This window comes from Flavobacterium gilvum (assembly GCF_001761465.1).
GTDB classification, from domain to species: domain Bacteria; phylum Bacteroidota; class Bacteroidia; order Flavobacteriales; family Flavobacteriaceae; genus Flavobacterium; species Flavobacterium gilvum.
Genome location: NZ_CP017479.1, coordinates 2,915,429 through 2,940,867, shown reverse-complemented (window position 1 = coordinate 2,940,867; position 25,439 = coordinate 2,915,429). Strand labels below are relative to the sequence as shown.

General features: G+C 32.6%; 30 protein-coding genes and 1 other RNA gene. 24 read left to right on the top strand and 7 right to left on the bottom strand.

Going from position 1 to position 25,439, the window contains the following annotated elements; genetic code table 11:
* Positions 1-4 precede the first annotated feature (4 nt).
* Genes EM308_RS12315 through EM308_RS12305 form a run of 3 tightly spaced genes read left to right on the top strand, consistent with a single transcriptional unit; the run spans position 5 to position 1,461 of the window.
* A complete protein-coding gene (locus tag EM308_RS12315) occupies positions 5-235 on the top strand; it encodes a hypothetical protein (protein WP_035638819.1) in 231 nt (76 codons plus the stop codon).
* A gap of 26 nt (positions 236-261) precedes the next feature.
* The gene (locus EM308_RS12310; protein WP_035638816.1) at positions 262-642 is read left to right on the top strand and encodes a YchJ family protein; all 381 of its coding nucleotides are present in this window, start codon (positions 262-264) and stop codon (positions 640-642) included.
* Between the two features lie 30 nt (positions 643-672).
* Positions 673-1,461: an META domain-containing protein gene (locus EM308_RS12305; RefSeq protein ID WP_035638813.1), complete on the top strand. Its 789-nt coding sequence runs from the start codon at positions 673-675 to the stop codon at positions 1,459-1,461.
* Between the two features lie 82 nt (positions 1,462-1,543).
* Here the strand turns inward: EM308_RS12305 and EM308_RS17895 are convergent, their stop codons facing one another.
* Positions 1,544-2,338 (bottom strand): RMD1 family protein, encoded by a 795-nt coding sequence (locus EM308_RS17895; protein ID WP_081907323.1) that lies wholly within the window; start codon positions 2,336-2,338, stop codon positions 1,544-1,546.
* 156 nt (positions 2,339-2,494) lie between these two features.
* Between EM308_RS17895 and EM308_RS12295 the strand changes: the two genes are divergently transcribed.
* Positions 2,495-2,848, top strand: coding sequence for a hypothetical protein (locus EM308_RS12295; RefSeq protein ID WP_035638810.1), 354 nt, complete (start codon positions 2,495-2,497; stop codon positions 2,846-2,848).
* 34 nt (positions 2,849-2,882) lie between these two features.
* Here the strand turns inward: EM308_RS12295 and EM308_RS12290 are convergent, their stop codons facing one another.
* Positions 2,883-3,179 carry a hypothetical protein gene (locus EM308_RS12290; protein WP_035638808.1) on the bottom strand — a complete coding sequence of 99 codons (297 nt, stop codon included), beginning with the start codon at positions 3,177-3,179 and terminating at the stop codon, positions 2,883-2,885.
* A 120-nt stretch (positions 3,180-3,299) separates the two neighbouring features.
* On the opposite strand from EM308_RS12290, the gene rnpB reads away from it, so the two are divergent.
* Positions 3,300-3,637: RNase P RNA component class A (gene rnpB / locus EM308_RS12285), an RNA gene on the top strand.
* Between the two features lie 239 nt (positions 3,638-3,876).
* Here the strand turns inward: rnpB and EM308_RS12280 are convergent.
* Both EM308_RS12280 and EM308_RS12275 read right to left on the bottom strand, forming a co-directional pair.
* Positions 3,877-4,479 (bottom strand): RsmD family RNA methyltransferase, encoded by a 603-nt coding sequence (locus EM308_RS12280; protein WP_035638804.1) that lies wholly within the window; start codon positions 4,477-4,479, stop codon positions 3,877-3,879.
* Positions 4,476-5,288 carry a DUF3822 family protein gene (locus EM308_RS12275; RefSeq protein WP_035638801.1) on the bottom strand — a complete coding sequence of 271 codons (813 nt, stop codon included), beginning with the start codon at positions 5,286-5,288 and terminating at the stop codon, positions 4,476-4,478. Before EM308_RS12275 ends, EM308_RS12280 begins: the two co-directional genes overlap by 4 nt.
* A gap of 35 nt (positions 5,289-5,323) precedes the next feature.
* On the opposite strand from EM308_RS12275, the gene EM308_RS18325 reads away from it, so the two are divergent.
* From EM308_RS18325 to kdsB, 4 genes are all read left to right on the top strand, one after another.
* Positions 5,324-5,452 (top strand): hypothetical protein, encoded by a 129-nt coding sequence (locus tag EM308_RS18325; RefSeq protein ID WP_262488068.1) that lies wholly within the window; start codon positions 5,324-5,326, stop codon positions 5,450-5,452.
* A 141-nt stretch (positions 5,453-5,593) separates the two neighbouring features.
* Complete coding sequence (locus EM308_RS12270) at positions 5,594-7,018, top strand: ATP-dependent DNA helicase (RefSeq protein ID WP_035638799.1); 1,425 nt, start codon at positions 5,594-5,596, stop codon at positions 7,016-7,018.
* 85 nt (positions 7,019-7,103) lie between these two features.
* Positions 7,104-7,937, top strand: coding sequence for a 4,5-DOPA-extradiol-dioxygenase (ygiD, locus tag EM308_RS12265; protein WP_035638797.1), 834 nt, complete (start codon positions 7,104-7,106; stop codon positions 7,935-7,937).
* Between the two features lie 55 nt (positions 7,938-7,992).
* Positions 7,993-8,721 carry a 3-deoxy-manno-octulosonate cytidylyltransferase gene (kdsB, locus tag EM308_RS12260; protein ID WP_035638794.1) on the top strand — a complete coding sequence of 243 codons (729 nt, stop codon included), beginning with the start codon at positions 7,993-7,995 and terminating at the stop codon, positions 8,719-8,721.
* 64 nt (positions 8,722-8,785) lie between these two features.
* Here kdsB and EM308_RS12255 read toward each other — a convergent pair whose 3' ends face one another.
* Positions 8,786-9,451 carry a spermidine synthase gene (locus tag EM308_RS12255; protein ID WP_035638790.1) on the bottom strand — a complete coding sequence of 222 codons (666 nt, stop codon included), beginning with the start codon at positions 9,449-9,451 and terminating at the stop codon, positions 8,786-8,788.
* A gap of 61 nt (positions 9,452-9,512) precedes the next feature.
* On the opposite strand from EM308_RS12255, the gene EM308_RS12250 reads away from it, so the two are divergent.
* From EM308_RS12250 to EM308_RS12180, 15 genes are all read left to right on the top strand, one after another.
* Positions 9,513-10,067: a 1-acyl-sn-glycerol-3-phosphate acyltransferase gene (locus EM308_RS12250; protein ID WP_035638788.1), complete on the top strand. Its 555-nt coding sequence runs from the start codon at positions 9,513-9,515 to the stop codon at positions 10,065-10,067.
* A 212-nt stretch (positions 10,068-10,279) separates the two neighbouring features.
* Entirely contained in the window at positions 10,280-11,434 is a 1,155-nt protein-coding gene (locus tag EM308_RS12245; RefSeq protein ID WP_035638786.1) for a M14 family metallopeptidase, read from the top strand.
* A 75-nt stretch (positions 11,435-11,509) separates the two neighbouring features.
* Positions 11,510-11,989: an Lrp/AsnC family transcriptional regulator gene (locus EM308_RS12240; protein ID WP_024981770.1), complete on the top strand. Its 480-nt coding sequence runs from the start codon at positions 11,510-11,512 to the stop codon at positions 11,987-11,989.
* A 98-nt stretch (positions 11,990-12,087) separates the two neighbouring features.
* On the top strand, positions 12,088-14,673 hold the full coding sequence (locus EM308_RS12235) for a phosphoenolpyruvate carboxylase (RefSeq protein WP_035638782.1): 2,586 nt from the start codon (positions 12,088-12,090) through the stop codon (positions 14,671-14,673).
* A gap of 38 nt (positions 14,674-14,711) precedes the next feature.
* Positions 14,712-15,227, top strand: coding sequence for a DinB family protein (locus EM308_RS12230; RefSeq protein ID WP_035638779.1), 516 nt, complete (start codon positions 14,712-14,714; stop codon positions 15,225-15,227).
* Between the two features lie 114 nt (positions 15,228-15,341).
* Positions 15,342-15,602: a hypothetical protein gene (locus EM308_RS12225; protein ID WP_035638776.1), complete on the top strand. Its 261-nt coding sequence runs from the start codon at positions 15,342-15,344 to the stop codon at positions 15,600-15,602.
* A 96-nt stretch (positions 15,603-15,698) separates the two neighbouring features.
* Entirely contained in the window at positions 15,699-16,928 is a 1,230-nt protein-coding gene (locus tag EM308_RS12220) for an HD domain-containing protein (RefSeq protein ID WP_035638774.1), read from the top strand.
* Positions 16,929-17,057: 129 nt separating this feature from the next.
* Positions 17,058-18,101, top strand: a complete 1,044-nt coding sequence (lpxD, locus tag EM308_RS12215) for a UDP-3-O-(3-hydroxymyristoyl)glucosamine N-acyltransferase (RefSeq protein ID WP_035638772.1) — start codon at positions 17,058-17,060, stop codon at positions 18,099-18,101.
* Positions 18,094-19,482 carry a bifunctional UDP-3-O-[3-hydroxymyristoyl] N-acetylglucosamine deacetylase/3-hydroxyacyl-ACP dehydratase gene (locus tag EM308_RS12210; protein WP_035638831.1) on the top strand — a complete coding sequence of 463 codons (1,389 nt, stop codon included), beginning with the start codon at positions 18,094-18,096 and terminating at the stop codon, positions 19,480-19,482. Before lpxD ends, EM308_RS12210 begins: the two co-directional genes overlap by 8 nt.
* Before the next feature lie 66 nt (positions 19,483-19,548).
* A complete protein-coding gene (lpxA, locus tag EM308_RS12205) occupies positions 19,549-20,334 on the top strand; it encodes an acyl-ACP--UDP-N-acetylglucosamine O-acyltransferase (protein ID WP_035638770.1) in 786 nt (261 codons plus the stop codon).
* A gap of 138 nt (positions 20,335-20,472) precedes the next feature.
* Complete coding sequence (gene efp, locus EM308_RS12200) at positions 20,473-21,039, top strand: elongation factor P (RefSeq protein WP_035638768.1); 567 nt, start codon at positions 20,473-20,475, stop codon at positions 21,037-21,039.
* A gap of 179 nt (positions 21,040-21,218) precedes the next feature.
* A complete protein-coding gene (locus EM308_RS12195; RefSeq protein ID WP_035638767.1) occupies positions 21,219-22,148 on the top strand; it encodes a UDP-3-O-(3-hydroxymyristoyl)glucosamine N-acyltransferase in 930 nt (309 codons plus the stop codon).
* A gap of 1 nt (position 22,149) precedes the next feature.
* The gene (locus EM308_RS12190) at positions 22,150-22,512 is read left to right on the top strand and encodes a hypothetical protein (RefSeq protein WP_035638764.1); all 363 of its coding nucleotides are present in this window, start codon (positions 22,150-22,152) and stop codon (positions 22,510-22,512) included.
* Between the two features lie 86 nt (positions 22,513-22,598).
* On the top strand, positions 22,599-23,471 hold the full coding sequence (sucD, locus tag EM308_RS12185; protein ID WP_035638762.1) for a succinate--CoA ligase subunit alpha: 873 nt from the start codon (positions 22,599-22,601) through the stop codon (positions 23,469-23,471).
* Positions 23,472-23,544: 73 nt separating this feature from the next.
* Positions 23,545-23,973, top strand: coding sequence for a hypothetical protein (locus EM308_RS12180; protein ID WP_035638759.1), 429 nt, complete (start codon positions 23,545-23,547; stop codon positions 23,971-23,973).
* A 67-nt stretch (positions 23,974-24,040) separates the two neighbouring features.
* Here EM308_RS12180 and msrB read toward each other — a convergent pair whose 3' ends face one another.
* Both msrB and EM308_RS12170 read right to left on the bottom strand, forming a co-directional pair.
* A complete protein-coding gene (gene msrB, locus EM308_RS12175; RefSeq protein WP_035638757.1) occupies positions 24,041-24,433 on the bottom strand; it encodes a peptide-methionine (R)-S-oxide reductase MsrB in 393 nt (130 codons plus the stop codon).
* Positions 24,434-24,438: 5 nt separating this feature from the next.
* Positions 24,439-25,302, bottom strand: coding sequence for an alpha/beta hydrolase family protein (locus EM308_RS12170; RefSeq protein ID WP_035638828.1), 864 nt, complete (start codon positions 25,300-25,302; stop codon positions 24,439-24,441).
* Positions 25,303-25,439 lie beyond the last annotated feature (137 nt).

The window sequence follows — 25,439 nt, the reverse complement described above, 5'->3', positions numbered from 1 at the left end:
AATTATGGACAAAAATAAATTTAGCGCTCTAAGAGACGGCGTTCAGGAAATAATTGATCTTATCGCTTGCAAAAATGGAAAAGAAGCCAATAATAAATTGGTAGAAGTAAGCGAAGAACTGGACGAATTATTGGATCATGCAGAAGAGGATGAGGAACTTATCGAAATCAGTAAATATCAGGTATTGCTAAATCAATTGCATCAAAGAATTGTTCAGCTTGACGGACAGGTTTAATTCTGAATATTAATTTTTATAGAATTATGAGTTCACAAAAATGTTATTGTGGTTCTTCCAACTCTTTTGATTCTTGCTGTGGTCTTTATATCAGCGGAGCTCAGCAAGCACCAACGGCTTTGGCTTTGATGAAATCGAGATATTCGGCTTATGCTACACATCAGGCTGATTATCTATTGGCTACAACTCATCGCTCTGAAAGAAAATATTATTCTCGAGAAGAAATTTTGCATTGGGGAAAAGCCAACAAATGGCAAAAACTGGAAATTGTCTCTGCAACCGAAAATACAGTCGAATTTAAAGCTTATTTTATTGACGAAAACAATGCAAACCAAGTGCATCATGAGTTTTCTACTTTTAAGCAGGAAAACGGAAGTTGGTTTTATGTTGATGGAAAGTTTAAATGATTTTGAAGCTCAAAATTCAAATTGAAAATAATGAAGAAATTGATTCCGCTTTTACCTATTATTTTGCTAATTATTGGATGCAAAAGCACACTAACAACTTCAACAGATACTGGGAAATCCGAACCTACTTTTGCCTACAAACAGCAAATGGAAAACTTGGAGAAAGGAATTTATTTTAGAGGAAATGGCAATGAACCCGATTGGAATTTGAAAATATCGGAGAAAGCCATTGAATTCACTTCTTTGATTAAAGGTTTCGACACATTGACAACTAATCATGTTGAGCCCATTCACGCCATGGATGCAAATGTAAAAATGTATCGGGTTAATACTAATGTCGTTACACTGATTATCCAAATTATGCAACAGAAATGTAGTAATACAATGTCTGGCGATAAATCTGGATATTCTGTTCGAATAGAACTCATTAAAGACAATAAATCTACTTTTTTGAGCGGTTGCGGAAACTATGTAACCGATTCCCACTTGCACGATATTTGGGTTTTGGAACAAATAAATGGACAAAAAGTAAGTTTGACCGATTTTGCCAAAGAATTACCTAATCTTGAAATAAACACTTCAACCAATAAATTCTTGGGTTTTGCAGGCTGTAACCGAATGAACGGAACTATTTTCTTTGAGAGAGGATTACTCCGTTTTACTAACGTTATTACAACAAGAATGACTTGCGGTGCAAATAATAAAGAAAACGATTTTATAAAAATACTTCAAAGTACAACTAAATATAACGTAGAAAACAGGCGTTTGATTCTTATTAATAATTCAGATGAAGAATTAGTTTTCAAAAAGCTAGATTAATTATTTAAAGCTTTACTTTAGTATTTGTGAAAAATTATGAATTATTTCTCCTGCAGAATTATTAGAATTTTTAAAGGAGTAATTAATGAATCAATAATGCTATCATGATTTCCAGAAAAATCAATATTATAACAATCCATTCCAATCGGGAACTTTCGCGAACATTCAAAACATCTGTAAAAAGTTTTAGATTATCCTCAACAATGTCCAACCGATAATCAAGATCCCTAAAACGCGGATTGATGTCAAAATTTGTTTTCAAGTGGCGGTTTAACAGATTGAGTTCTTCATTGTCCCAAACCAAATTAGGATCATCAAGTATGTAGAGATTGTCTACAATACTATTTTTGACATTCAATACTTTACCAATATACTTGAGCAGATTTTTTTTGGAAATGCTCAATTTTCCTCGCTGTTCCAATTCTATTATGTATTCTTTGGAAGAAGTTATAAGTTCATCTGTAAGGACTTCATAATAATCAAGAGCTACAGATTGAGCGATATTTAGCATTACGATTTTCATAACAGAAGGATCAACGAAAGGAACAGAAACGTAGTCATTTTTGATAATCACTTTTGAAACATTCTCATCAATTTCAATTCGGTATTCTTCAAGCAAGTCCAAATTAACCATTGTTGAAGCATAATTTTTGACAAAATCAATGATTTTATTTTTCTCAGTTACAGTATAATTTGCAAATACAATCACACCATAATCGAATATATAGAGATACCTTTTTTTGTTTTTGATCGTATAAAAAATTTCCGAAGGTGAACTTGAATGAGGTTCAATACCAAATTCTGCCCTCAATTTTTTTATATTAAAAACTTCGGCTATCTGAATTGCTTCAATCTTAATGAAATCATCTTTTTCCATAGTAAAAGTTTTATTTTATCCTGAAAAGATAGATTAAAGTTAGCTATTTCTATTTTATTAAAATAAGAAGCCCATCAAAAAAACAAATTAATTGATTTATAGATTTAGTTAAAATTCGTAAATTAGTGTATTGAAAATCAGAAAAATGGAGATGAGATGAAAGCGATAGAAAAACAATTAAGAACAAATGGCATAAGTCTAGATAAAAAAGATAAAAACAAATTGCCAGATTCCCTTTTGTACCCTCCGGAAGAAGATATTTATAGAAAATTCCATAAGGAAAGTGACATCGACCCTGAAGATATTTCGAAAAAGAAAGCTCCGGTAGAAATCAACAACATTAGTGAATTAAATCAAAAGGAATTTGACGAGGCTATGTCTGGGTCTGATTTAGATATTCCAGGTTCGGAGTTTGATGATGAACTTGAAATTGCAGGAAACGAAGACGAGGAAAATGGCCTTTACAGCATTGGCGGAGACAGTCACACTAATTTAGAAGAAAACTCATAAAGAATAGTTGTTTTCCTTAGTACAAATACCAATACTATCTGCTATTTTCTATGTATAATTTTTCTAAAATCTGAGATGCTTCAGCATCAGAATTTGCCGAAAAACCAGCAACAAAAACTCCTTTTTTCCCTGTAATAGAAATTATGCCATAAACCACTGATTCCTCGTCGGGATCCGAATCGCCTTCATAACGATATATGTGCTCGACAGCATAATCATTTGGATTTGCCGTAATGGCTTCATGATTTAGATTGAAATCATAGTGAAAACCTTTTTCTTTCAAATCATTCAAGGCTTCCAAAACGGTGGTATAATGATAGGTTGGTTTCATAATTCAAAATTTTATTGGTCGTTTATTAAAGGTAACTATTTTATTTACAAAACATTGCAAACGACTTGTTAAAGTAAAAAAACTATCCTTGATAAACCTTTATTAATGTTGTAGATTTGCACCGCAGACCGCCTTATCGCTGTCAGGTCCTTTGGGACAAGAGAGAGGAAAGTCCGGACACCATAGAGAAGCATAGCGGGTAACACCCGTCATCTCGTCTTTTGGGACGAGATAGGACAAGTGCAACAGAAAGTATGTACAGGTAATGCTGTAGTGAAACCAGGTAAACTCTATGCGGTGAAATATCAAGTATATCAGCATTTAAGGGTTTCTCGTCCGTTGCTGAAGGGTAGATAGCTCGAGTCTTGGAGTAATTCAAGATCTAGATAAATGATAAGGTATTGTCTCGTTGCAAAACGAGACAAGAACAGAATCCGGCTTACAGGTCTGCATTTTTTATTTCAATTTCATTTTGGAGCAGAAAGATTTGTGATTTTAGCAAGCATGGTTCCCGCTATCCGTTACAATCTTTTCTTTTTTAAAGAAAAAAAGAAAAGGATTTTCACTTCTATCGGGGCTAAAGAGAAAGATTTGGCTTTTTTAGGATCATTCAAAAAATAAAATTATCGAACTCATATCTATTAAACACAAAGCCCCTGCAATTGCAAGGGCTTTGTGCTATTTATGTTTTAATCAATTAACCTTCGTCTTCTTCTGTTTCTTTTCGGTTAGACTCATCTTCAATTTCTTCCTCTTCGGTTGAATCCAATTCGAAGAAACTAAAAATAGAACCACCATAACTTTTTTGAAAAGAAAAATTAATCAAATGATTCAATTTAGTGTACTTGGAATGCTCAATAATCATCATGCCTTCGTCATTGAGTATTTCTTTTTCAAAAACCAACAAAACAATCCTTTCAAATGTTTTTTGATCCAAACCATAAGGAGGATCGGCAAAAATAATATCGTAAGTTGCTTTGTTTTTTTCCAAAAAAGAAAAAACATCACTCTTGATAGCCGCAATATCAAAATCATATTCTGATGCCACTTGTTTGATGAATTTTACACAACCAAAATCAGCATCAACAGAGGTAATAGGCTTACTTCCGCGTGAAGCAAACTCGTAGCTTATATTGCCAGTTCCCGCAAATAAATCCAAAACTTTTAAACCATCAAAATCAAAAGTATTATTCAAAACATTGAATAATGCCTCTTTGGACATATCGGTAGTAGGTCGAACGGGGAGTCCTTTTGGCGGAGAAATGCGTCTTCCTTTGTATTTTCCGGATATGATTCTCATGAGTTGAATAGTATAAAATGTTGTTGGTTTTGTGCTCTGGAAAAGGCATTGTTTTTTTGTAAATCAGATACATCAAAGAAAGAAATATTTCGAATGTATTTGAAAGCGATTTTATAAAAATCATCCTCTTCAGTTATAGCTCCCAATAATTCCAATTGGAAACTTTCTGGATTCATATTCAATTGTTCGGCTGTAAAAAGCAGGTAGTAAATAAAATCCTCAGGAGTTCTATATTCGAAGGAATTGAATAAAAGCAATTTTTGATTTTGAATCACAATAACTTCAAAATGTCCGGGATTAAAATGAACAATCATTTTTTTATTGTCATTGTTTTTGGATGCATCCAAAAGCTTTGTAACCAATATACTATTGGCGTGTCTGTAATCAAAAGATCCAAATTGGTCGATAAAAAAATTATTGATGTTTACATACGGAATGTAAACTGCATTCATATGATAATTGATGATTTCATCAAATGCAAAAAAGTCGGTTTCAAAAACTTTAGTGTTGTATTGCAAATAACTCCCCATAAAATTTTCGTCAAATAGGGCAGTGGGTACAAACGTTGAAAGATTGTTATTGTGAATAACCTGAATTTCATCATAACTTTCACTCAGTTCTGGATAATTGCGAAACGCATCCGAAAACAATTCCTCAATCTTGGTAGATTTATGAAAAGTGTTAAAATGAATTTCGTTAATGGATGTGATTTTGTTGTGAAGCGTGTCAAAACAACAAAAAGACAATCCGGTCAGTGAAACCTGAATGGAGAGTTTTTTGTATTTTTTATCGGTTATATTGATGTTCATAGTCTTTTTGCAATATTGCAAACTTACAAATTTAAATGGCAAAAATCAATTTCAATATCAATGATAATAACAATGGCAATGACAAAGGCAATGGCAATGGCAAAAATCAATATCAATTGCAAATATCAACATCAACAGGATTGCTAAAAATCAAGATTAAATAGAAATATCATTTTATGAATTTAGTTTTTAATTTTTTATTGTCATTAAAATTGATTTTTGCCATTGTCATTTCCATTGATATTTGCAATTGATTTTTGATATTGATATTGAAATAACCTTACTTTGCAAACAAAATCGACCCAATGAATTCCTCAGCATTTTACAGTTATTTACAGAAAAAATTTCCTTTCCAGCCGACATACAATCAGGATATTTTTTTTCAAAAAATAGCTATATTTCTGACCGATACTCATAACGAGACCATTTTTGTACTGAAAGGATATGCGGGAACGGGGAAAACAACGGTGATTTCGACTATCGTAAATAGTTTATTAGAAATTAATAAAAAGTATGTTTTGCTCGCACCAACGGGTCGTGCGGCCAAAGTAATTGCCAATTATTCGAATAAACCAGCTTTTACAATTCATAAAAAAATCTATTTTCCAAAAAAGAATTCAGGTGGTGGTGTTTCATTTACAATGCAACAGAACAAACACAAAAATACGATTTTCATAGTCGATGAAGCTTCCATGATTTCAGACATGAATTCGGATTCCAAAATGTATGAAAACGGATCTTTGCTCGATGATTTGATTTCGTATGTGTATTCGGGAACCAATTGCAAAATGATCCTGCTAGGGGACACGGCTCAATTACCACCTGTAAACCTTGACATAAGTCCGGCGCTCGACATTCATACTTTAGGAATTCATTATAATAAAGAAGTTGAGCATATCGAACTTGACGAAGTAATGCGTCAGGAAGAAAACTCTGGAATTTTGCATAATGCAACCGAATTACGTGAACTATTGAAAGACACTTTTATAACCGAATTCAAATTTAATGTTCGAAAATTCAAAGATATTGTTCGTTTGATTGACGGATATGATATTCAGGATGCAATTCACTCGGCTTACAGCAATTACAGCATCGAAGACACCGCTTTTATTGTTCGTTCCAATAAAAGGGCAAACCAATATAATGAGCAAATTCGTTCGAAAATCCTCGATAAAGAAAGCGAACTATCGACAGGTGATTTCTTGATGGTGGTCAAGAATAATTATTTTTGGCTAAAAGATTCGGATGAAGCCGGATTTATTGCCAATGGTGATATTATTGAAGTTTTGGAAATGTTTGGAATAAAGGAATTGTATGGTTTTAAATTCGCAAAAGTAAAAATCCGAATGATTGATTATCCCGACCAAAAACCCTTCGAAACTGTACTTTTGATGGACACCATAAAAAGTGAATCCCCTTCGTTAACTTTTGAAGAATCAAATCGTTTGTATCAGGAAGTGATGAAAGATTATGAAAGTGAAACGACCAAATACAAAAAGTTTCAGAAAGTAAAAGAAAACGAATATTTCAATGCGCTGCAAGTCAAATTCTCGTATGCAATTACCTGTCATAAATCACAAGGAGGGCAGTGGAATACGGTTTTTATCGAGCAACCCTATTTGCTAAATGGTATCGACAGAGATTATATTCGATGGTTATACACCGCTATGACCAGAGCAAAAAACAAGCTATATTTGATAGGATTTAAGGATGAAAATTTTGTGGAATGATTTTAAAATTGACCGCAAATTCGCAAATTATATCATTTAATGTTAAATTAAAAAATTTGCGAATTTGCGGTAAAAAAAAATAATTATGAACACTCTAAACGATTTACATAAAATTTCCGGTTCATTTTCAAATACCGAAAAAATGCCCGTTTTATTTTTGGGACATGGAAGTCCGATGAATGCTATTGAAGAAAACCAATTTGTGACGGGTTTTAGAAATTTAGCCAAAACATTACCCAAACCCGATGCTATTTTGTGTATTTCGGCGCATTGGTTTACCAATGGAACAAAAGTAACTGCAATGAAAATGCCAAGAACAATTCATGATTTTGGAGGTTTTCCGCAGGAATTATTCGAAGTACAATATCCTGCAAAAGGTAGCCCTGAATTAGCTATCGCCACAAAAGAATTATTGCTTCCGACTGATGTAGAATTGGACCATTATTGGGGATTGGATCACGGCGCCTGGAGTGTAATTAAACATTTATATCCCGATGCCGATATTCCTGTAATTCAGATGAGTATCGATTATACAAAATCAGGGCAATATCATTTTGAATTGGCACAAAAATTAAGCGAATTACGCACCAAAGGAATCCTGATAGTAGGCAGCGGAAACATTATTCATAATTTAAGATTGGTCGATTTCAGAAACATCAATACGGATAATTATGGCTATGATTGGGCTTTTGAAGCCAGAGAAAAAATCAATAATTATTTGATTGATAGCGACTTTCAACCGCTTATTGATTTTGAAAAACAGAGTAAAGCTTTTCAACTTTCGATACCAACTCCAGATCATTATTTGCCTTTGATTTACACTTTGGGGCTAAAAGGAAAATCAGAAGAATTGAGTTTGTTTAATGACAAATTAATTGGAGGATCATTGAGTATGACTTCGGTGAAGATTTCAAATTAGATTTAGATTATAAACCATATATTTGAAAAAAAAAAACCAGAAGATTTAATCAAAAATGAAAATAATAGCAGTCATTCCCGCGCGTTACGCCTCAACAAGATTTCACGCCAAACTGATGGAAGATTTGGGAGGGAAAACAGTGATTTTGAGAACGTATGAAGCCGCCAAAAAGTCGAATCTTTTTGATGATGTTTTTGTGGTCACCGATTCGGATTTGATTTTTAATGAAATCGCTTCGAATGGAGGCAAAGCCATTATGAGCATCAAAGAACATGAATCAGGAAGTGACCGAATTGCCGAAGCTGTTGAAAATATGGATGTGGATATTGTTGTGAATGTTCAAGGTGACGAACCTTTTATTGATACAACTGCCATGGAAAAACTAATCGAAGTGTACAAAAATGACACTGAAAAGAAAGTAGATTTGGCTTCCTTAATGTGTGAAATAAAAGAAGAAACTGAGATCAATAATCCGAATAACGTGAAAGTAGTGGTGAATCAAAATGGTTTTGCTTTATACTTTTCGCGCTCGGTGATTCCTTATCCTAGAGAAATGAATGTAGGCGTTTGTTATATGAAACACATTGGAATTTATGCTTTCAGAAAACAAGCTTTGATGGATTTCTACAATCTACCGATGAAATCATTGGAAGCTTCTGAAAAACTAGAACAATTACGTTACTTGGAATTCGGGAAAAGTATTAAAATGGTGGAAACAACACATATAGGAATCGGAATTGATACTGTGGAGGATTTAGAAAAAGCGAGAAAAATGCTTCTTTAAATTTGAATTAAGAAGCATTTTTTTAGACTTTATTTGGTCAAATAAATCAAATTTGAAAAAAAAATCAATCTAATTTTTCGATGATAATCAATTCATTGTGAACTTCAACCCTAGGAATGGATTGTATTTTGTAGCTATCATCATTGATTTCCTCAATTAAATTTTGGTTTCTTAAATTGTCTTTAGAACTTAAACACATTGTATTAAAAAGAACAACACCTTTGCTTTGAAGCAAAAAACAAATTCTATTGATGAAAAATTTTTCAAACAAAAAATTTGGCATAGTTGTGTCCTGAAATATATCGATAACAATCAAATCGTAACGTTCTTTCGTTTTTAGTACAAATTCAAATGCATCATCAATTACAATATTCAGATTTTTAATTTCATCGAGTTTAAAATAGTCATTTGCAATTTTTATAATATTTGGGTCAATATCGACACCTGTAATTTGGCCTTTAAAATTAATTTCGTCAACCAAAGTTTTAATCACGCTTCCGCCAGCAACTCCTAATATTAAAGCATTATTCATTTTTGAAATTTTTTCAAATCCTAAATGATTTAATCCTTTTCTTAATATACGTTGCAAACTCCCATACGAATAATTGGTGTTTTCGGAATCCATAACTAACTCGCCATTGACCCAAGTAATTTCGATAGTCTTGCTCAATTTAGACTTGGCTTGAAAAATTTTTACAGGAAGTATATAACTCAATAATTTGTACAGCATTAATTTCGGTTTTTATCAAAAATAAGATAATTATTATTTTATTTGTAAAAAATAATCATAAATGAAGAAACAAATCTATAAATGGATTTTTGAAAATCTAATGGGCTGGAAAATAGAGGGAAACTTCGACGAAGAAATAAAAAAATGTATCCTAATCGTAATGCCTCACACTAGCTGGCATGATTTTTACATAGCTATTATTTGCAGAGGAGCGCTGGGGGTCGACATCAATTGGGTTGGGAAGAAAGAATTATTTCGTTTTCCTTTTGGTTATTTTTTTAAATATTTTGGAGGGACACCTTTGGATCGTGCAGGAGGTTTAAACAAAGTAGAATCCATTGTAAATATATTTAATTCCAAAGAAATTTTTAGATTGGGAATCTCACCGGAAGGAACCCGAAAAAAAGTCGAACAATTAAAAACAGGTTTTTATTATATAGCTCTTCACGCAAATGTTCCAGTTATTCCTGTTTCCTTAAATTTTGAAAAAAAAATAGTTGAATTTGGAAAGCCTTTTTACACTACAGGCAATTTAGATTCCGATTTGCTTTCTTTAAATAAACATTTTGTAAATGCAAAAGGAAAAATTCCAGAAAACGACTATAAATTTCCTTGAACTTAACTCGCTGAGAATCGCGTAGATTTTTTTTTCCGAATCCTTGTGAGGAATATTCAATTCTCGCGCGTTACAAATCCTGTTAAATTATAATGGCAAACAATTGAGTTTTTGTTAAAAAAAACTGCTTACAAAATTAATTTTTTAAATTGATATTCCATTTACTAATGTAAAAATAAAGATGTTTACTTTTGTCATTCAAATATTATAAGATGAATTTAGAAGAACTATTTAGCCAAAATAAAGAAGAAACAATTAAAGGTCGTTATATTACTCTAGAGGATATTGAACCTTTATTAAAAAAAGAATCAATAAAGAATGATGTAAAGATAATTGGAGAATCCGTTTTGGGAAAACCCATTTATAGTTATCAAAAAGGGAATGGCAATTTTAAAATTTATCTTTGGTCACAAATGCACGGAAACGAAAGCACCACTACCAAAGCTTTGTTTGACTTTATAAACTTATTAAATAGTGGATCTGATTTGGCCAAGCAACTTTTGGATACATTTACATTTTATTGTATTCCGATGTTAAATCCTGATGGAGCCAAATTATACACCAGAGCCAATGCCAATGATATAGATTTGAATAGGGATTCTCAAAACTTAACTCAGCCTGAAAGCAAGGTGTTAAGAGCGGTTTTTGAAGAATTCAAACCAGATTTCTGTTTTAATCTTCACGATCAACGTACTATTTTTGGAGTTGCTGATACGGGAAAACCTGCAACTGTTTCTTTTTTGGCACCTTCGTATAACGAAGAAAGGGAAGTAAATGAATCCCGTCTGAAAGCAATTAATCTGATTGCTGGAATAAATGACGTTTTACAGGAATACATTCCGGGACAAATAGGGCGATTTGACGATTCATTTAATATTAATTGTATAGGAGATACATTTCAATACTTAGGAGTTCCTACTATTTTGTTTGAAGCCGGACATTTTCCAGACGACTACGACAGAGAAATAACGCGAAAATTTATATTCTTTGCCTTGGTGTCAAGTTTTACCATCCTTTGCGAAAACGATATAGTCGGCAATAGAAATGATAAATATTTAAATATTCCGCAGAATAATGTTGCTTTTTTTGATTTTATGTTCAAAAATGTCAAAATAAATTATGATGGTATTGAAATAATCACGAATTTTGTAGCTCAATATAAAGAAGAGTTAATTGATAATAAAATAATTTTTAATGCTTACATAGTTGAAGTAGGGGATTTGGAAGGGTATTTTGGTCATAGAGTTTATGATGCTAAAAAAGCTTTATACAAAGATGATTATAATAATTACCCAAATCAAAACCAAAAAGCTGACTTTAATTTGAACGGGGAAACTTTTTTTGTTAACGGAATGATAATAAAATAAATGTTTTACTGTTTATTTGATTTTTATTTATAATTTTAACTTTTCAGTATCAAATAACCATATAATAAGAGAATTATGAGTAAGTTTCGTTTAGATGAAGTAGATCACCAGATATTAGATATGTTGATAGACAACACAAGAGTACCGTTTACAGACATTGCAAAAAAATTATTGATTTCAGCTGGAACAGTTCATGTGAGAGTAAAAAAGATGGAAGATGCAGGTATCATAATGGGTTCCTCTTTGGTGCTTGATTATGACAAACTTGGCTATTCATTTATTGCTTATGTTGGTGTTTTTCTTAACAATACTTCACAAACAAAATTTGTTTTAGAGCGCATCAATGAAATTCCGTTTGTAACTGTTGCATCTGTTACTACCGGAAAGTTTAATATTTTTTGCAAAATCAGAGCAAAAGATACTAAACATGCAAAAGATGTTATTTTCATGATAGATGATATCGAAGGAGTTTACAGAACAGAAACAATGATTTCATTAGAAGAAAGTATAAACGATAAAAAGCGTTTGATGCATACTATTTTCAAGGAAATGTAAGAATATCTTGAATGCTATATTATTATAAATATAACCTCAAGCGAAATCTTGAGGTTTTTTTATGATGAATTAACTAACCCAATAATTAGTAATAATATATGTACACGTTGCCGAAAATAGAACGTTTTAATCAAAATGTTCTGTCTAAATACCATATTTATAACAGTGTTTTCATCACATTACCTTTTGATTCTGTAGATAATACGGGGGTTTTACTTCCTATTTTCACAGAGCTTTGCGATAGTGGTTTCAAAAAACAGGAGACCCCGAAGGAAATTTTTGATTTTTTCTCGGACAAGTATCTGCATAGCGCTACAGAAAAAGATAAAATTAATCTGATGTTTCATTTTATACAATATATTGAACGTCAAATTGTTTTGTTTGATGCTATCGAAGATGCAGCATTCCCGGTTGTAAACAATATGGAGGGAAGAGGTTCGCTGCGTGATATAAAAGAAAAATCAGATGTAAGAGGTAATCGAGAAGAACTTATTGATTTTCTTGAAAACTTCAATGTGAGAACTGTTTTGACAGCTCACCCAACTCAATTTTATCCTGGACCTGTATTAGGAATTATCAATGATCTTACCGAAGCCATCAGAAATAATGACCTTCTTGAAATCAAGCAATTACTTGCTCAATTAGGTAAAACTCCATTTATCCAAAATGAAAAACCTAACCCTTATGACGAAGCCGTAAGTTTGATTTGGTACCTTGAAAATGTTTTTTACAACACTTCGGGTGAGATGGTTCATTATTTGCAAAAAAATGTTTTTGAAGGTGATGCTATCAAAAATCCATTAATCAAATTAGGTTTTTGGCCTGGTGGTGACCGCGATGGAAATCCATTTGTTACAACAGAAATTACCCTGAAAGTTGCTGATCGTTTGAGAAGTTCTATTTTGAAATGTTATTATATCGAAATACGAAATCTAAAGCGAAAACTTACTTTCCCAGTTGTTGATGCTTTGGTAATGGAATTGGAGCAAAAATTATATCGTTCTGTTTTTTATTCAAAAGGAGAAATTTTCATTACTTATGAAGAACTAAAAACGCAATTAAATAAGATTAAAACGATAATAATTGAACAACATCAATCGCTTTATCTTGATCAAATTGATGCTTTGATTATTCGATTAAATTTATTTGGTTTCCATTTTGCAACTTTGGATATCAGACAAAACAGTAAAATTCACCAAAATGTTTTTTACGATATTGTTGATTATTATTCAAAATCCAAAACAAACATTTTTCCTGAGAATTATTTCCATTTAACGGAAGAGGAAAAAATAAATGTTCTTTCAACTTTGAAGGGAAATTTAGATTCAGCCGATTTTGAAAATGAAATGACAAGATCTACAATTGAATCTATTCAGGCAATCAAGACAATTCAAGAAAATAATGGAGAATTTGGTGCCAACCGTTATATTATTAGTAATAACGAGAGCGCGCTGAATGTAATGGAAACTTTTGCATTGTTCAAATTATGTAATTGGGAAAACCCAACGGTTGATATTATTCCACTTTTTGAATCTGTGGATGATTTACATAATGCGCACTTGGTGATGGAAAAATTATATACCAACCCTGAGTATGCACAACATTTAAAAAATAGAAACAACAAACAGACCATCATGCTTGGTTTCTCTGACGGAACAAAAGATGGTGGTTATTTGATGGCCAACTGGAGTATTTATAAAGCAAAAGAATCTTTGACAGAAATGTCAAGAAAATATGGAATTCACGCTATATTTTTTGACGGACGTGGTGGACCTCCAGCTCGTGGTGGTGGAAAAACCCATAAATTTTATGCCTCATTAGGTCCGAATATTGAAAACAATGAAATTCAAGTTACGATACAAGGACAAACAATTAGTTCTAATTTTGGAACTTTGGATTCTTGTCGCTATAATTTGGAAAATCTATTGAGTGCAGGTGTTGCAAACCAGGTTTTCAATCAAGGACAAAATGAATTATCTGCTGAAGAAAAAGAAATTTTGGATCAAATGGCCAATTTGGGATACAATAAATATTTGGATTTCAAAAACCATCCGAAATTCATTCCTTATTTGGAACAAATGAGTACTTTGAAATATTATGCAAAAACCAATATCGGAAGTAGACCTTCTAAAAGAAGCAAGTCCGAAACGCTTGATTTTGCTGATTTAAGAGCGATTCCATTTGTAGGATCTTGGAGTCAGTTGAAACAAAATGTTCCTGGATTTTTTGGTGTAGGAGCAGCTTTGAAACATTTTGAAGACACAAACCAATGGGAAAAAGCCCAAAATCTTTACAACAACTCGTTGTTTTTTAGAACATTGCTTGAAAACAGTATGATGTCATTGGCCAAATCATTCTTCCCTTTGACCGCCTATATGAGTAAGGATCCTGAATTTGGAGAATTCTGGAAAATCATTTACAATGAATTTTTGGAAACCAAACGATTATTGTTAAAAATTGCAGGCTTTACCGAATTGATGGAAAATTACCCTGACGGAATTGCATCTATTTTAATGAGAGAGCGAATTGTTCTGCCATTATTGACAATTCAACAGTATGCTTTGTTGAGAATCAATGAATTGAATAAAGAAGCGAATCCGGATACGAATTTGATAAATGTATACGAGAAAATTGTAACTCGTTCACTTTTCGGAAACACTAATGCGAGTAGAAACTCTGCTTAATTTGAAAAATTTAGTTTTTTAATTCTAAAAAATAAAATATGAATTCAAATCAATTGCCAGTAAATGAATACTCAAAATTCAACGCTACTTATATACAAGCTCTTGAAAATGTTGAATTGTTTGAAGAATTAGAAATAAGTTTACATGACTTCATCAGATTTGTCCAAAATATTCCGATGGACAAATTTGATTATAGTTATGCCGAAGGAAAATGGACCATAAAACAAATTATTCAGCATATCATTGATGCTGAAAGAATCTTTGCTTATCGGGCACTTCGAATTTCCAGAAATGACAAAACACCATTACCTGGGTTTGAGGAAGATGATTATGTAAACAACACCGATGCCAAAAGCAGAAGTATTCAGGATTTATTATCTGAGTTTTCAGCCGTAAGACACTCCAACTTATTGATGTTCAAAAGTTTTTCGGATGAACAATTAAGAAGAATTGGAATCGCCTCTGGGCATGAAATTTCTGCAAGAGCTTTAGGATTTTTAATAATAGGTCATCTTAAACACCACCAAAAAGTTTTTGCAGAAAGATATCTGTAATTTCTTTAAAATAATTTTATAAAAAACTTCTCGATTTCAAGAGAAGTTTTTTTTTGGCTATTGTTTTACATTAAAAAAAACTTAATTTGCAATAAGATTTTTGAAGGAAATAAAATGGATATAGTAAAATTTAAAATCACTCCCAAAACAATAAAAATAGAAGTACGAAACTCAAATAATTATATTTTTGATTTCAACACAGCTGTAGATATTGACAAAGAAGACAAGGATGTATTATTGAAACTGCATAATGCATTAATGCTGTTATTTAAAAAAGAAGAAACTCACGAAACAAAAAATTATATTTCACCAAATCAAACGAATATTCTTGACCAGATTAATGCGGCTGAAGATTTAATGCAGAATGGGAATTAACAATTGTCCTTAATGTAAGGATGGCTGCCTTAACTATATTTTGAGAAAACTACACCAAATTTTAAGTATATTTGTTGACCTAAAAATTACTTAATTGTGTCTCAAATTAATAAACTAAAAATATTTAATGATCCCATATATGGATTTATTACAATACCAAATCCATTAATTTACGACTTAATACAGCATCCCTATTTCCAGCGGCTAAGACGTATTACTCAAATGGGATTGTCGTATTTGGTCTATCCAGGAGCCAATCACACTCGTTTTCATCATGCATTAGGATGTATGCATTTGATGCAAAAAGCTGTTGAAGTACTACGATTTAAAGATGTTACCATCAGTCCCGAGGAAGAAAATGCACTATACATAGCCATTTTATTGCACGATGTTGGACATGGCCCTTTTTCGCATGCCATGGAAAGTAGCATTGTAGAAGATGTACATCACGAAGAAATCTCTTTATTGCTGATGAATCAGCTTAACGATGAATTTAATGGCCAATTGGAACTTGCGATCAAAGTTTTCAAAGGAGAGTACCACCGTAAATTCATGCTTCAGTTAATTTCCAGCCAACTCGATATGGACAGAATGGATTATTTAAAAAGAGATAGTTTTTATTCGGGGGTTTCAGAAGGAAATATCAATTCGGAAAGATTGATTCAGATGATGAATGTTGTTGATGATGTATTAGTAATCGAAGAAAAAGGAATCTATTCTGTTGAAAAATTCCTCATGTCTAGGCGCTTAATGTATTGGCAGGTGTATTTACACAAAACCAGTCTCACTGCCGAATTAATTTTGACCAAAGTTTTAAAACGAGCCAAAGAACTCACAGAAAAAGGTGTCATTCTAGCTTGTAGTGAACCCTTGCTTTTTTTTATGCAAAACAAAGTTACACTGGATACTTTTGACACTAAAACATTAAAATTATTTACCAAACTAGATGATTTTGACATTATAAGTGCGCTAAAAGCTTGGGAAAGTCATGAAGATTTCATACTTGCCTCATTGAGCAAAATGATTATCAATAGAGATCTTTTGAAAATAAAACTAACGAATGAAAAGGTTCAGTTGGAAGAATTACAGATTCAAAAAGAGCGTTTTTCAATTCAAAATAAAATATCTTTATACGAATCGGGTTATTTTATTTTCAAAGGAAAAATAAAAAGCCAGGCCTATAGTAAAGCAGCTGAACCGATACGGATTTTGAACAAAGACAAGACAATCGAAGATGTAGTAGATGTCTCTGACCAACTGAGTTTGAAATCATTATCCAAATTGGTGACTAAGTATTATATTTGTTTTCCAAAACAACTGCTTTAAAATTAACATTTAAAACCTATTTTTTATATTTTTGTCGCAAAAAACTAGCCAATCTATTTTTATTAAATATTGTGAGAACTTACATTAGCATGTTCCATCTTATACTTTCTAAAAATACAAATCAATAAGATGAAATTTAAAGCTGAACAAATAGCAGGAATATTAGAAGGAGAAATTGTTGGTGATCCAAACATCGAGGTTTCTCGCTTATCTAAAATTGAGGAGGGGGCAGAAGGCTCACTTACTTTTTTATCCAATCCAAAATATAACAACTACATATACACTACAAAAGCCTCGATAACTATTGTTAACAATACTTTTGTTCCTGAAGCACCAATAACCACAACTCTTATCAAAGTTGCCGATGCTTATAAGTCATTTTCAAAATTATTGGAATTTTATAACCAGGTTAAACTAAATAAGAATGGTATTGAAGCTCCTTCTTTCATTTCGGATAGCGCAAAGTATGGTGCAAATCTCTATTTAGGAAGCTTTGGTTATGTTGGTGATAATGTTGTTCTTGGTGATAATGTCAAAATATATCCCGGTAGTTTCATAGGTGATAATGTTACTATTGGAAATAATGTAATTATTTTTGCTGGTGCAAAAATTTACTCAGAAACTATTATTGGTAATAATTGTACAATTCATTCTGGTGCGATTATTGGTGCAGACGGTTTTGGTTATGCTCCAAATGAAGATGGTACTTATAATAAAATACCACAAATTGGGAATGTTGTAATAGAAGATAATGTTGATATCGGAGCCAATTCGACTATTGATAGAGCTACATTAGGTTCAACCGTTATCAGAGCTGGAGTAAAATTGGATAATCAAATCCAAGTTGCTCATAATGTTGAAATTGGAAAAAATACTGTTATTGCAGCACAAACCGGAATTGCAGGCTCGACAAAAATTGGAGAAAATTGTATGATTGGCGGTCAAGTTGGTATTGTTGGCCATTTAACAATAGGAAATAATGTACGTATTCAAGCCCAATCTGGTGTTGCAAGCAATATTAAAGACAATGAAGTATTGCAGGGTAGTCCAACTTTTGGATATTCTGATTACAGCAAATCATACGTGCACTTTAAGAATTTACCAAAACTGGTAAAAGAAATAGAAGAGTTAAAAAAAGAAATATTAAACCAAAAAAATGGAAACAATGGTTAAACAGAAGACCATCAAAACAGAAATTTCGCTAACTGGAGTTGGATTACATACTGGAAACGAAGTCAAAATGACTTTTAAACCTGCTCCGGTAAATAACGGTTTTACGTTTGTTCGTGCAGATCTTGAAGGTCAACCCGTTATTGAAGCTGACGCAAATTATGTAGTTAATACACAGCGCGGAACTAATTTGGAAAAATTAGGAGTTAAAATTCAGACTCCTGAACATGTTTTGGCTGCTTTAATGGGGTGTGATCTGGATAACATTATTATAGAGTTAAATGCATCCGAACTTCCTATTATGGATGGTTCTTCTAAGTTTTTCATGGAAGCCATTGAAGAAGCAGGTATAATCGAGCAGGAATTAAACAGAGAAGTATATGTTGTAAAAGAAGTTATTTCCTTTACAGATGAAGCTTCTGGAAGTGAAATCATGGTTATGCCAAGTGATCATTATAGTGTTACTACAATGGTTGATTTTGGAACAAAAATATTAGGCACTCAAAATGCCACTCTAAAATCTATCGGAGATTTCAAAACCGAAATTGCCAATGCTAGAACTTTTAGCTTTTTACACGAGTTGGAAGAATTATTGGAAAATGGTTTGATAAAAGGTGGCGATTTAAACAATGCTATTGTTTATGTTGACAAAGATATTTCGGACAGCACAATGGAAAGCTTGAAAATAGCTTTTGGAAAAGATGAAATTACAGTAAAACCAAATGGAATTCTGGATAATCTGACTTTGCATTATCCAAACGAAGCTGCAAGACATAAATTACTTGATGTTATTGGAGATTTAGCTCTAATTGGTTCAAAAATTCAAGGAAAGATTATTGCTAATAAACCAGGACATTATGTAAACACTCAGTTTGCAAAAAAAATGGCCAAAATCATCAAAAACGAACAAAGAAACTATGTTCCTACTTATGATTTGAACCAAGAGCCTTTGATGGACATAAATAAAATTATGTCAATGTTGCCTCACAGACCTCCATTCTTGTTGATTGACAGAATTATAGAAATGTCTGACAGTCATGTTGTTGGTATGAAAAATGTGACAATGAATGAAAACTTCTTTGTTGGACATTTCCCAAATGCACCAGTAATGCCAGGAGTTTTAATTGTTGAAGCAATGGCACAAACAGGAGGTATATTGGTATTGAGCACCGTTCCAGATCCAGAAAATTATTTGACATTTTTCATGAAAATTGATAATGTAAAATTCAAGCAGAAAGTGCTTCCTGGAGATACGTTAATCTTCAAATGTGATTTGATTACACCTATCCGAAGAGGTATATGTCATATGCAAGCCAATGCTTATGCCAACGGAAGATTGGTTGCGCAAGCAGAATTAATGGCTCAAATAGCAAGAAAACAATAATTTTTTTGTTGATTAATCGTTTAAGCGATGAATCAATTGAATTGTTAAACAATTAAACAAAAAAAAATGAATCAACCGTTAGCATACGTTCACCCAGGTGCAAAAATTGCCAAAAACGTTGTAATAGAACCTTTTACAACTATTCATAACAATGTGGTTATTGGCGATGGAACTTGGATAGGTTCTAATGTAACAATAATGGAGGGAGCAAGAATTGGTAAAAATTGCAATATTTTTCCAGGAGCTGTAATCGCAGCTGTACCTCAGGATTTAAAGTTTGGCGGAGAAGATTCTTTGGCAATCATTGGAGATAATTGCACAATTAGAGAATGTGTAACCATAAACAGAGGAACTATCGCTTCAGGACAGACAGTAATTGGCAATAATTGTCTAATTATGGCTGCCGCTCACATTGCACACGATTGTCATGTTGGTGACAATGCCATTATCGTTAATGGTGTACTTTTGGGAGGACACGTAACTGTTGGAAATTATGCCGTAATTGGAGGATTATCTGCTGTACATCAATTCATCAGTATTGGTGATCACGCAATGATTTCGGGTGGGTCATTACTAAGAAAAGATGTGCCACCTTATACAAAAGCCGCTAAAGAACCTTTATCTTACGTAGGCATCAATTCTGTTGGATTAAGAAGAAGAGGTTTTACTCTTGAAAAAATAAGAGAAATTCAAAATATCTACAGAATTCTGTACCAAAAAAATTACAATACAACACAAGCAATTGGAATAATTGAAGCCGAAATGGAGGCTACTCCTGAACGAGATGAAATTATTGATTTTATCAGAAACTCGTCTAGAGGGGTAATGAAAGGATATACCGGAAACTATTAATCCCCTCCCCAGCCCTCCCCGAAGGGGAGGGGTCAAAAAAGATAGATATAAAATAAATACAATTAATAAATAACAATTATCCGCTTCGTCTCCCTCTCTTTCGGGGAGGGTCGGGGTGGGGAAATAAAAACAAATACAATGGCATCTACATCAGATATTAGAAACGGATTATGTATTAAATACAACCACGATATTTATAAAATTATCGAATTTCTTCACGTAAAACCTGGAAAAGGACCAGCTTTCGTTAGAACAAAATTAAAAAGCTTAACAACAGGAAAAGTATTAGATAATACATTTTCTGCAGGACACAAAATCGAAGATGTTCGTGTTGAAACACATACTTTTCAATTTTTATACGCAGAGGGAGACCAATTTCATTTTATGAATGCGGAATCTTTTGAGCAAATTACTTTAGACAAAAATATCCTTGACGCTCCAGATTTATTAAAAGAAGGAACAAACGTAATGGTTCAGATTAATACAGAAACAGATTTACCTTTATCTGTAGATATGCCAGCATCTATAATACTCGAAGTTACTTATGCTGAACCAGGTGTAAAAGGAAATACCGCTACAAACGCTACAAAATCAGCTACTGTTGAAACTGGAGCTACAGTAAACGTTCCTTTATTTATTAATGAAGGAGACAAAATCAAAATCGATACTGCTTCAGGTTCCTATATGGAGCGTGTAAAAGAGTAGTTTATTAATTAGATAATTAGTCAATTTGATAATTGGATAATTATTCAGTGTGATAATAAGCGAATTAGAAAAATATTATTAAATCTAAATTGTATTTATTTGTCACATTGTCAAATTATAAAATTATCAAATTACACAATTATCAAATTGAATAATTATCTAATTCTCTAATTAAAAATATGAAATTTCCAAAAGACTATTCTCTACAAGAAATAGCAGATTTGCTTCAGTGCGAATTTGTTGGTGATGCTTTATTTCCGGTTTCCGGCATGAATGAAATTCACGTTGTCGAATCTGGAGATATTGTCTTTGTTGATCATCCAAAATATTACGATAAGGCTCTGCAATCTGCAGCAACAATTGTTTTAATCAATAAAAAAGTAGATTGTCCGGAAGGAAAAGCGTTGTTGATTTCAGATGACCCTTTTAGAGATTTTAATGTATTGACAAAACATTTCAAACCTTTTGTACAGTCAAATGTAGCTATTTCCGCTTCCGCAAAAATTGGAAATGGAACAACAATTCAGCCCAATACTTTCATTGGTAACAATGTCGTTATTGGTGAAAATTGCTTAATACATGCCAATGTTACTATTTATGACCACACAGTAATTGGCGATAATGTTATTATTCACTCTGGAACAATTCTTGGAGCCGATGCTTTTTATTATAAAAAAAGACCAGATGGTTTTGATCAATTAATTTCAGGAGGTAGAGTTGTTATAAAAGATAATGTCGGAATTGGTGCTCTTTGCACAATTGACAAGGGGGTAACTGGAGATACAACTATTGGAGAAGGAACCAAAATAGACAATCAGGTACACGTGGGACATGATACTGTAATTGGTAAAAAATGTCTAATCGCTTCGCAAACAGGTATTGCAGGATGTGTAATTATCGAAGACGAAGTTACAATTTGGGGACAAGTAGGAACTACAAGTGGTATTACGATAGGTGCAAATGCGGTAATTCTTGGACAAACCGGTGTTACAAAATCAGTGGAAGGTGGCAAAAGTTATTTTGGAACTCCAATTGAAGAATCAAGAGAAAAATTGAAGCAGTTAGCTAATATTAAAAAGATCCCCGAAATTTTAAAAAAATTAGAATAATATGTCTGCTAAAGAAATTGTAAAAAGTTTTTATAAATCAGATGCCTTCATTAATCCAACGATAATGAAAGAGTATTTGCACCCTGAATGCATTCTGGATTGGAATAGCAGTGAGGGTTATATACAAATGGACTATAAATCATTAATCAATTTGACTGCTGATATCAGTAGAGCGTATGTTCGTAGCAAAGCCAGAATCAGCCATATTGTTGAAGAAAATAATACGGTATCTGTTCGTTTTTCACATTATGTAAAAACGATTGAAAATCCGAGAGAAGAAATGTTTTTGGCTCATATTATGATTATTTGGGAATTAAAAGACAATAAATTATACCGAGGATATCAAATGAGTCAAGTGATGTAATTTTTTTATTCTAAAAAAGAATTAAAAATAACAACAAATGCCTTACTTTTGCTTCACAATTTTAAAAACTACATAAAAAATATATCATGAGTGTTTTAGTTAATAAAGATTCAAAAATAATTGTTCAGGGATTTACAGGTAGCGAAGGAACTTTCCATGCTTCACAAATGATTGAATACGGTACAAATGTTGTAGGTGGTGTTACTCCAGGAAAAGGAGGGACTACACATTTGGATCTTCCGGTTTTTAATACTGTTAAAGATGCAGTAGAGCAAGCGGGAGCCGATACAAGTATTATTTTTGTACCACCTGCTTTTGCTGCTGATGCAATTATGGAAGCTGCAGATGCTGGAATAAAAGTTATCATTGCTATTACAGAAGGTATTCCTGTTGCCGATATGATTAAAGCAAACAATTATGTTAAAACAAGAAATGCACGCTTAATAGGTCCAAACTGTCCAGGAGTTATTACTCCAGGTGAAGCCAAAGTTGGAATTATGCCAGGTTTCGTTTTCAAAAAAGGAACTGTAGGAATTGTTTCAAAATCAGGGACTTTAACTTATGAAGCTGCAGACCAAGTTGTTAAACAAGGATTAGGAATTACTACTGCCATTGGTATCGGAGGAGATCCAATTATTGGAACAACTACCAAAGAAGCTGTAGAATTATTGATGAACGATCCAGAAACTGAATGTATCATCATGATTGGTGAAATCGGTGGTCAATTAGAGGCTGATGCTGCAAGATGGGTTAAAGCTGATGGTAACCGTAAGCCAGTTGTAGGTTTCATTGCTGGAGAAACTGCTCCTGCCGGTAGAACAATGGGTCACGCTGGTGCAATTGTTGGAGGTTCTGACGATACTGCTGCTGCCAAAAAACAAATTATGAGAGATAACGGAATTCACGTTGTTGATTCTCCTGCAGAAATTGGTAAAAAAGTTAAAGAAATATTGGGATAATTTCCAATATCATAAATAATAAATTCCAAAATGCCTCACGATTTTGTGGGGCATTTTGATTAATAAATAGGATATGTACAAAGAATTAGAACAGTTTACAGTAAAAGGAAATTTTACGTTTTCACAAGAAGATAATTTAGAAGCAGTTTGTGACGCCTCACAAACAGGAAGTGGAGTTTTTGTTGTTTACGCTGTTGCAAATGATACTAAAGAATTAATAATGGTTGGTTCTACAGGAACGGTTCAAAATGACGGAACTCTAAAAAGTAAAAATGGAGGCCTATATGACAAAATTGTAAATGGTCATCAATTTGCAAAAACAGGCCGAAAATATTCATGGCCAACACAAATGAAAAAGGGAAATATTGATGCTTTGGAAGTGTTTTGGTTTGAAACTTTCAATGATACAATAAAAGCAATTCCAACAAGTGTTGAAGGGCAAATTTTGCAGAATTTTCTAAATGAAAATGGCAGATTACCAAGGTGGAATGTGGCTTTTTAAAACTTTTTCCTAAACAAAAAAGCTTTACAATTTAATATGTAAAGCTTTTTTGTTTAACGAAATTCAATTATTTTTCTTTAAAATCTACTGACAACGAATTTACGCAATAACGCTGTCCGGTTTTTGTAGGACCATCTTCAAAAACGTGTCCTAAATGACCTCCACAATTAGCACAAACAATTTCAGTTCGTTGCATTCCATGTGAATTATCGACAATATATTCTACTTTTCCTGGGATCGATTTATCAAAAGACGGCCATCCACAATGGGCATCAAACTTAGAATCACTTTCAAATAGGGAAGTGCCGCAGCCGCCACAGCAATATACTCCATTTTCAAAATGCAAATTATATTTACCGGTATGTGGGTATTCGGTTCCTTTTTGCCGAAGAATTCTGTAACGCTCGGCTCCTAATTCTTCTTCCCATTCTTTTTCTGATTTTAAAAAAGGATAGTTCATGATTATTATTTTTTAATAAAATTAGTTATTTTTTCAATCACCAGAAAATCAGCAAGAATCTTTCTATGACCTAATCTTTTGGTCAACATCAATTCTCCGTTTTTAAGATGATCATAAATATGTATTCCTGCTTTAACAGGAACTTCGGGATCATTTTCGTCATGAATTACCAAAGTTGGAATTAATGTTTTTTCTGCAGCTTTATACGCATCAAAATTTTCCATTCTTTCACCATATTTTTTTTCAAAATACTGACACAGTAGTTTACTGATTTTGGGTTTCAATCCTAACTTCGAAATAAAATCATCTGTAATATCCTGAACAATATCGCCGCTTCCTATAATGATTGCCTTATCTACACGGAAATCTTTTTTAATGGCATTTAGCACAGACATGCCTCCCAGAGAATGTCCAATAGCAATTTCAAAAGGCCCAAATAGTCTGTCTATTTCCAAAATTGAAGCAATAAAATCCACCATAATAGTTGAGTTTCCTGGCGATTTACCATGTGCTGGAGCATCAAAACTAACAGTTGCATATCCTAGTTTCAGCATTTCATCTGCAATTTTGCACAATTGTGTTCCTCTTCCTGACCATCCATGAACCAGCAACACTTTTTTCTCGCTTTTCCCGTATTGATAGATATTTACCTTTCTATTTATCTCGGGAATTACAATCATTTGTTGGATACTCTTTTGATCCATATCAATTTCTCGTTTCGGAACTTTATGTTTTATGGGAGTTGTAAATAATTTTGAAGCGTAAACAGTTACCCATTTGTCTGACAAAAACGCAATAACCTTACTAGAGAGTACTAAAATCTTAGGAATTTTCAAAGGCTTTATATGATTCGAAGTATTTTTTGTCATATCAATAAAATTGAACAATTGATTGAGTATTTAGTTTTTTTTAATTATATTTAAAAAAACATAAAAGTACTAATAAATTTAATGGTAAAATAACTTGAATAAACCCCACAAAAAAAGTTATTTTTTAATTTTTGTAT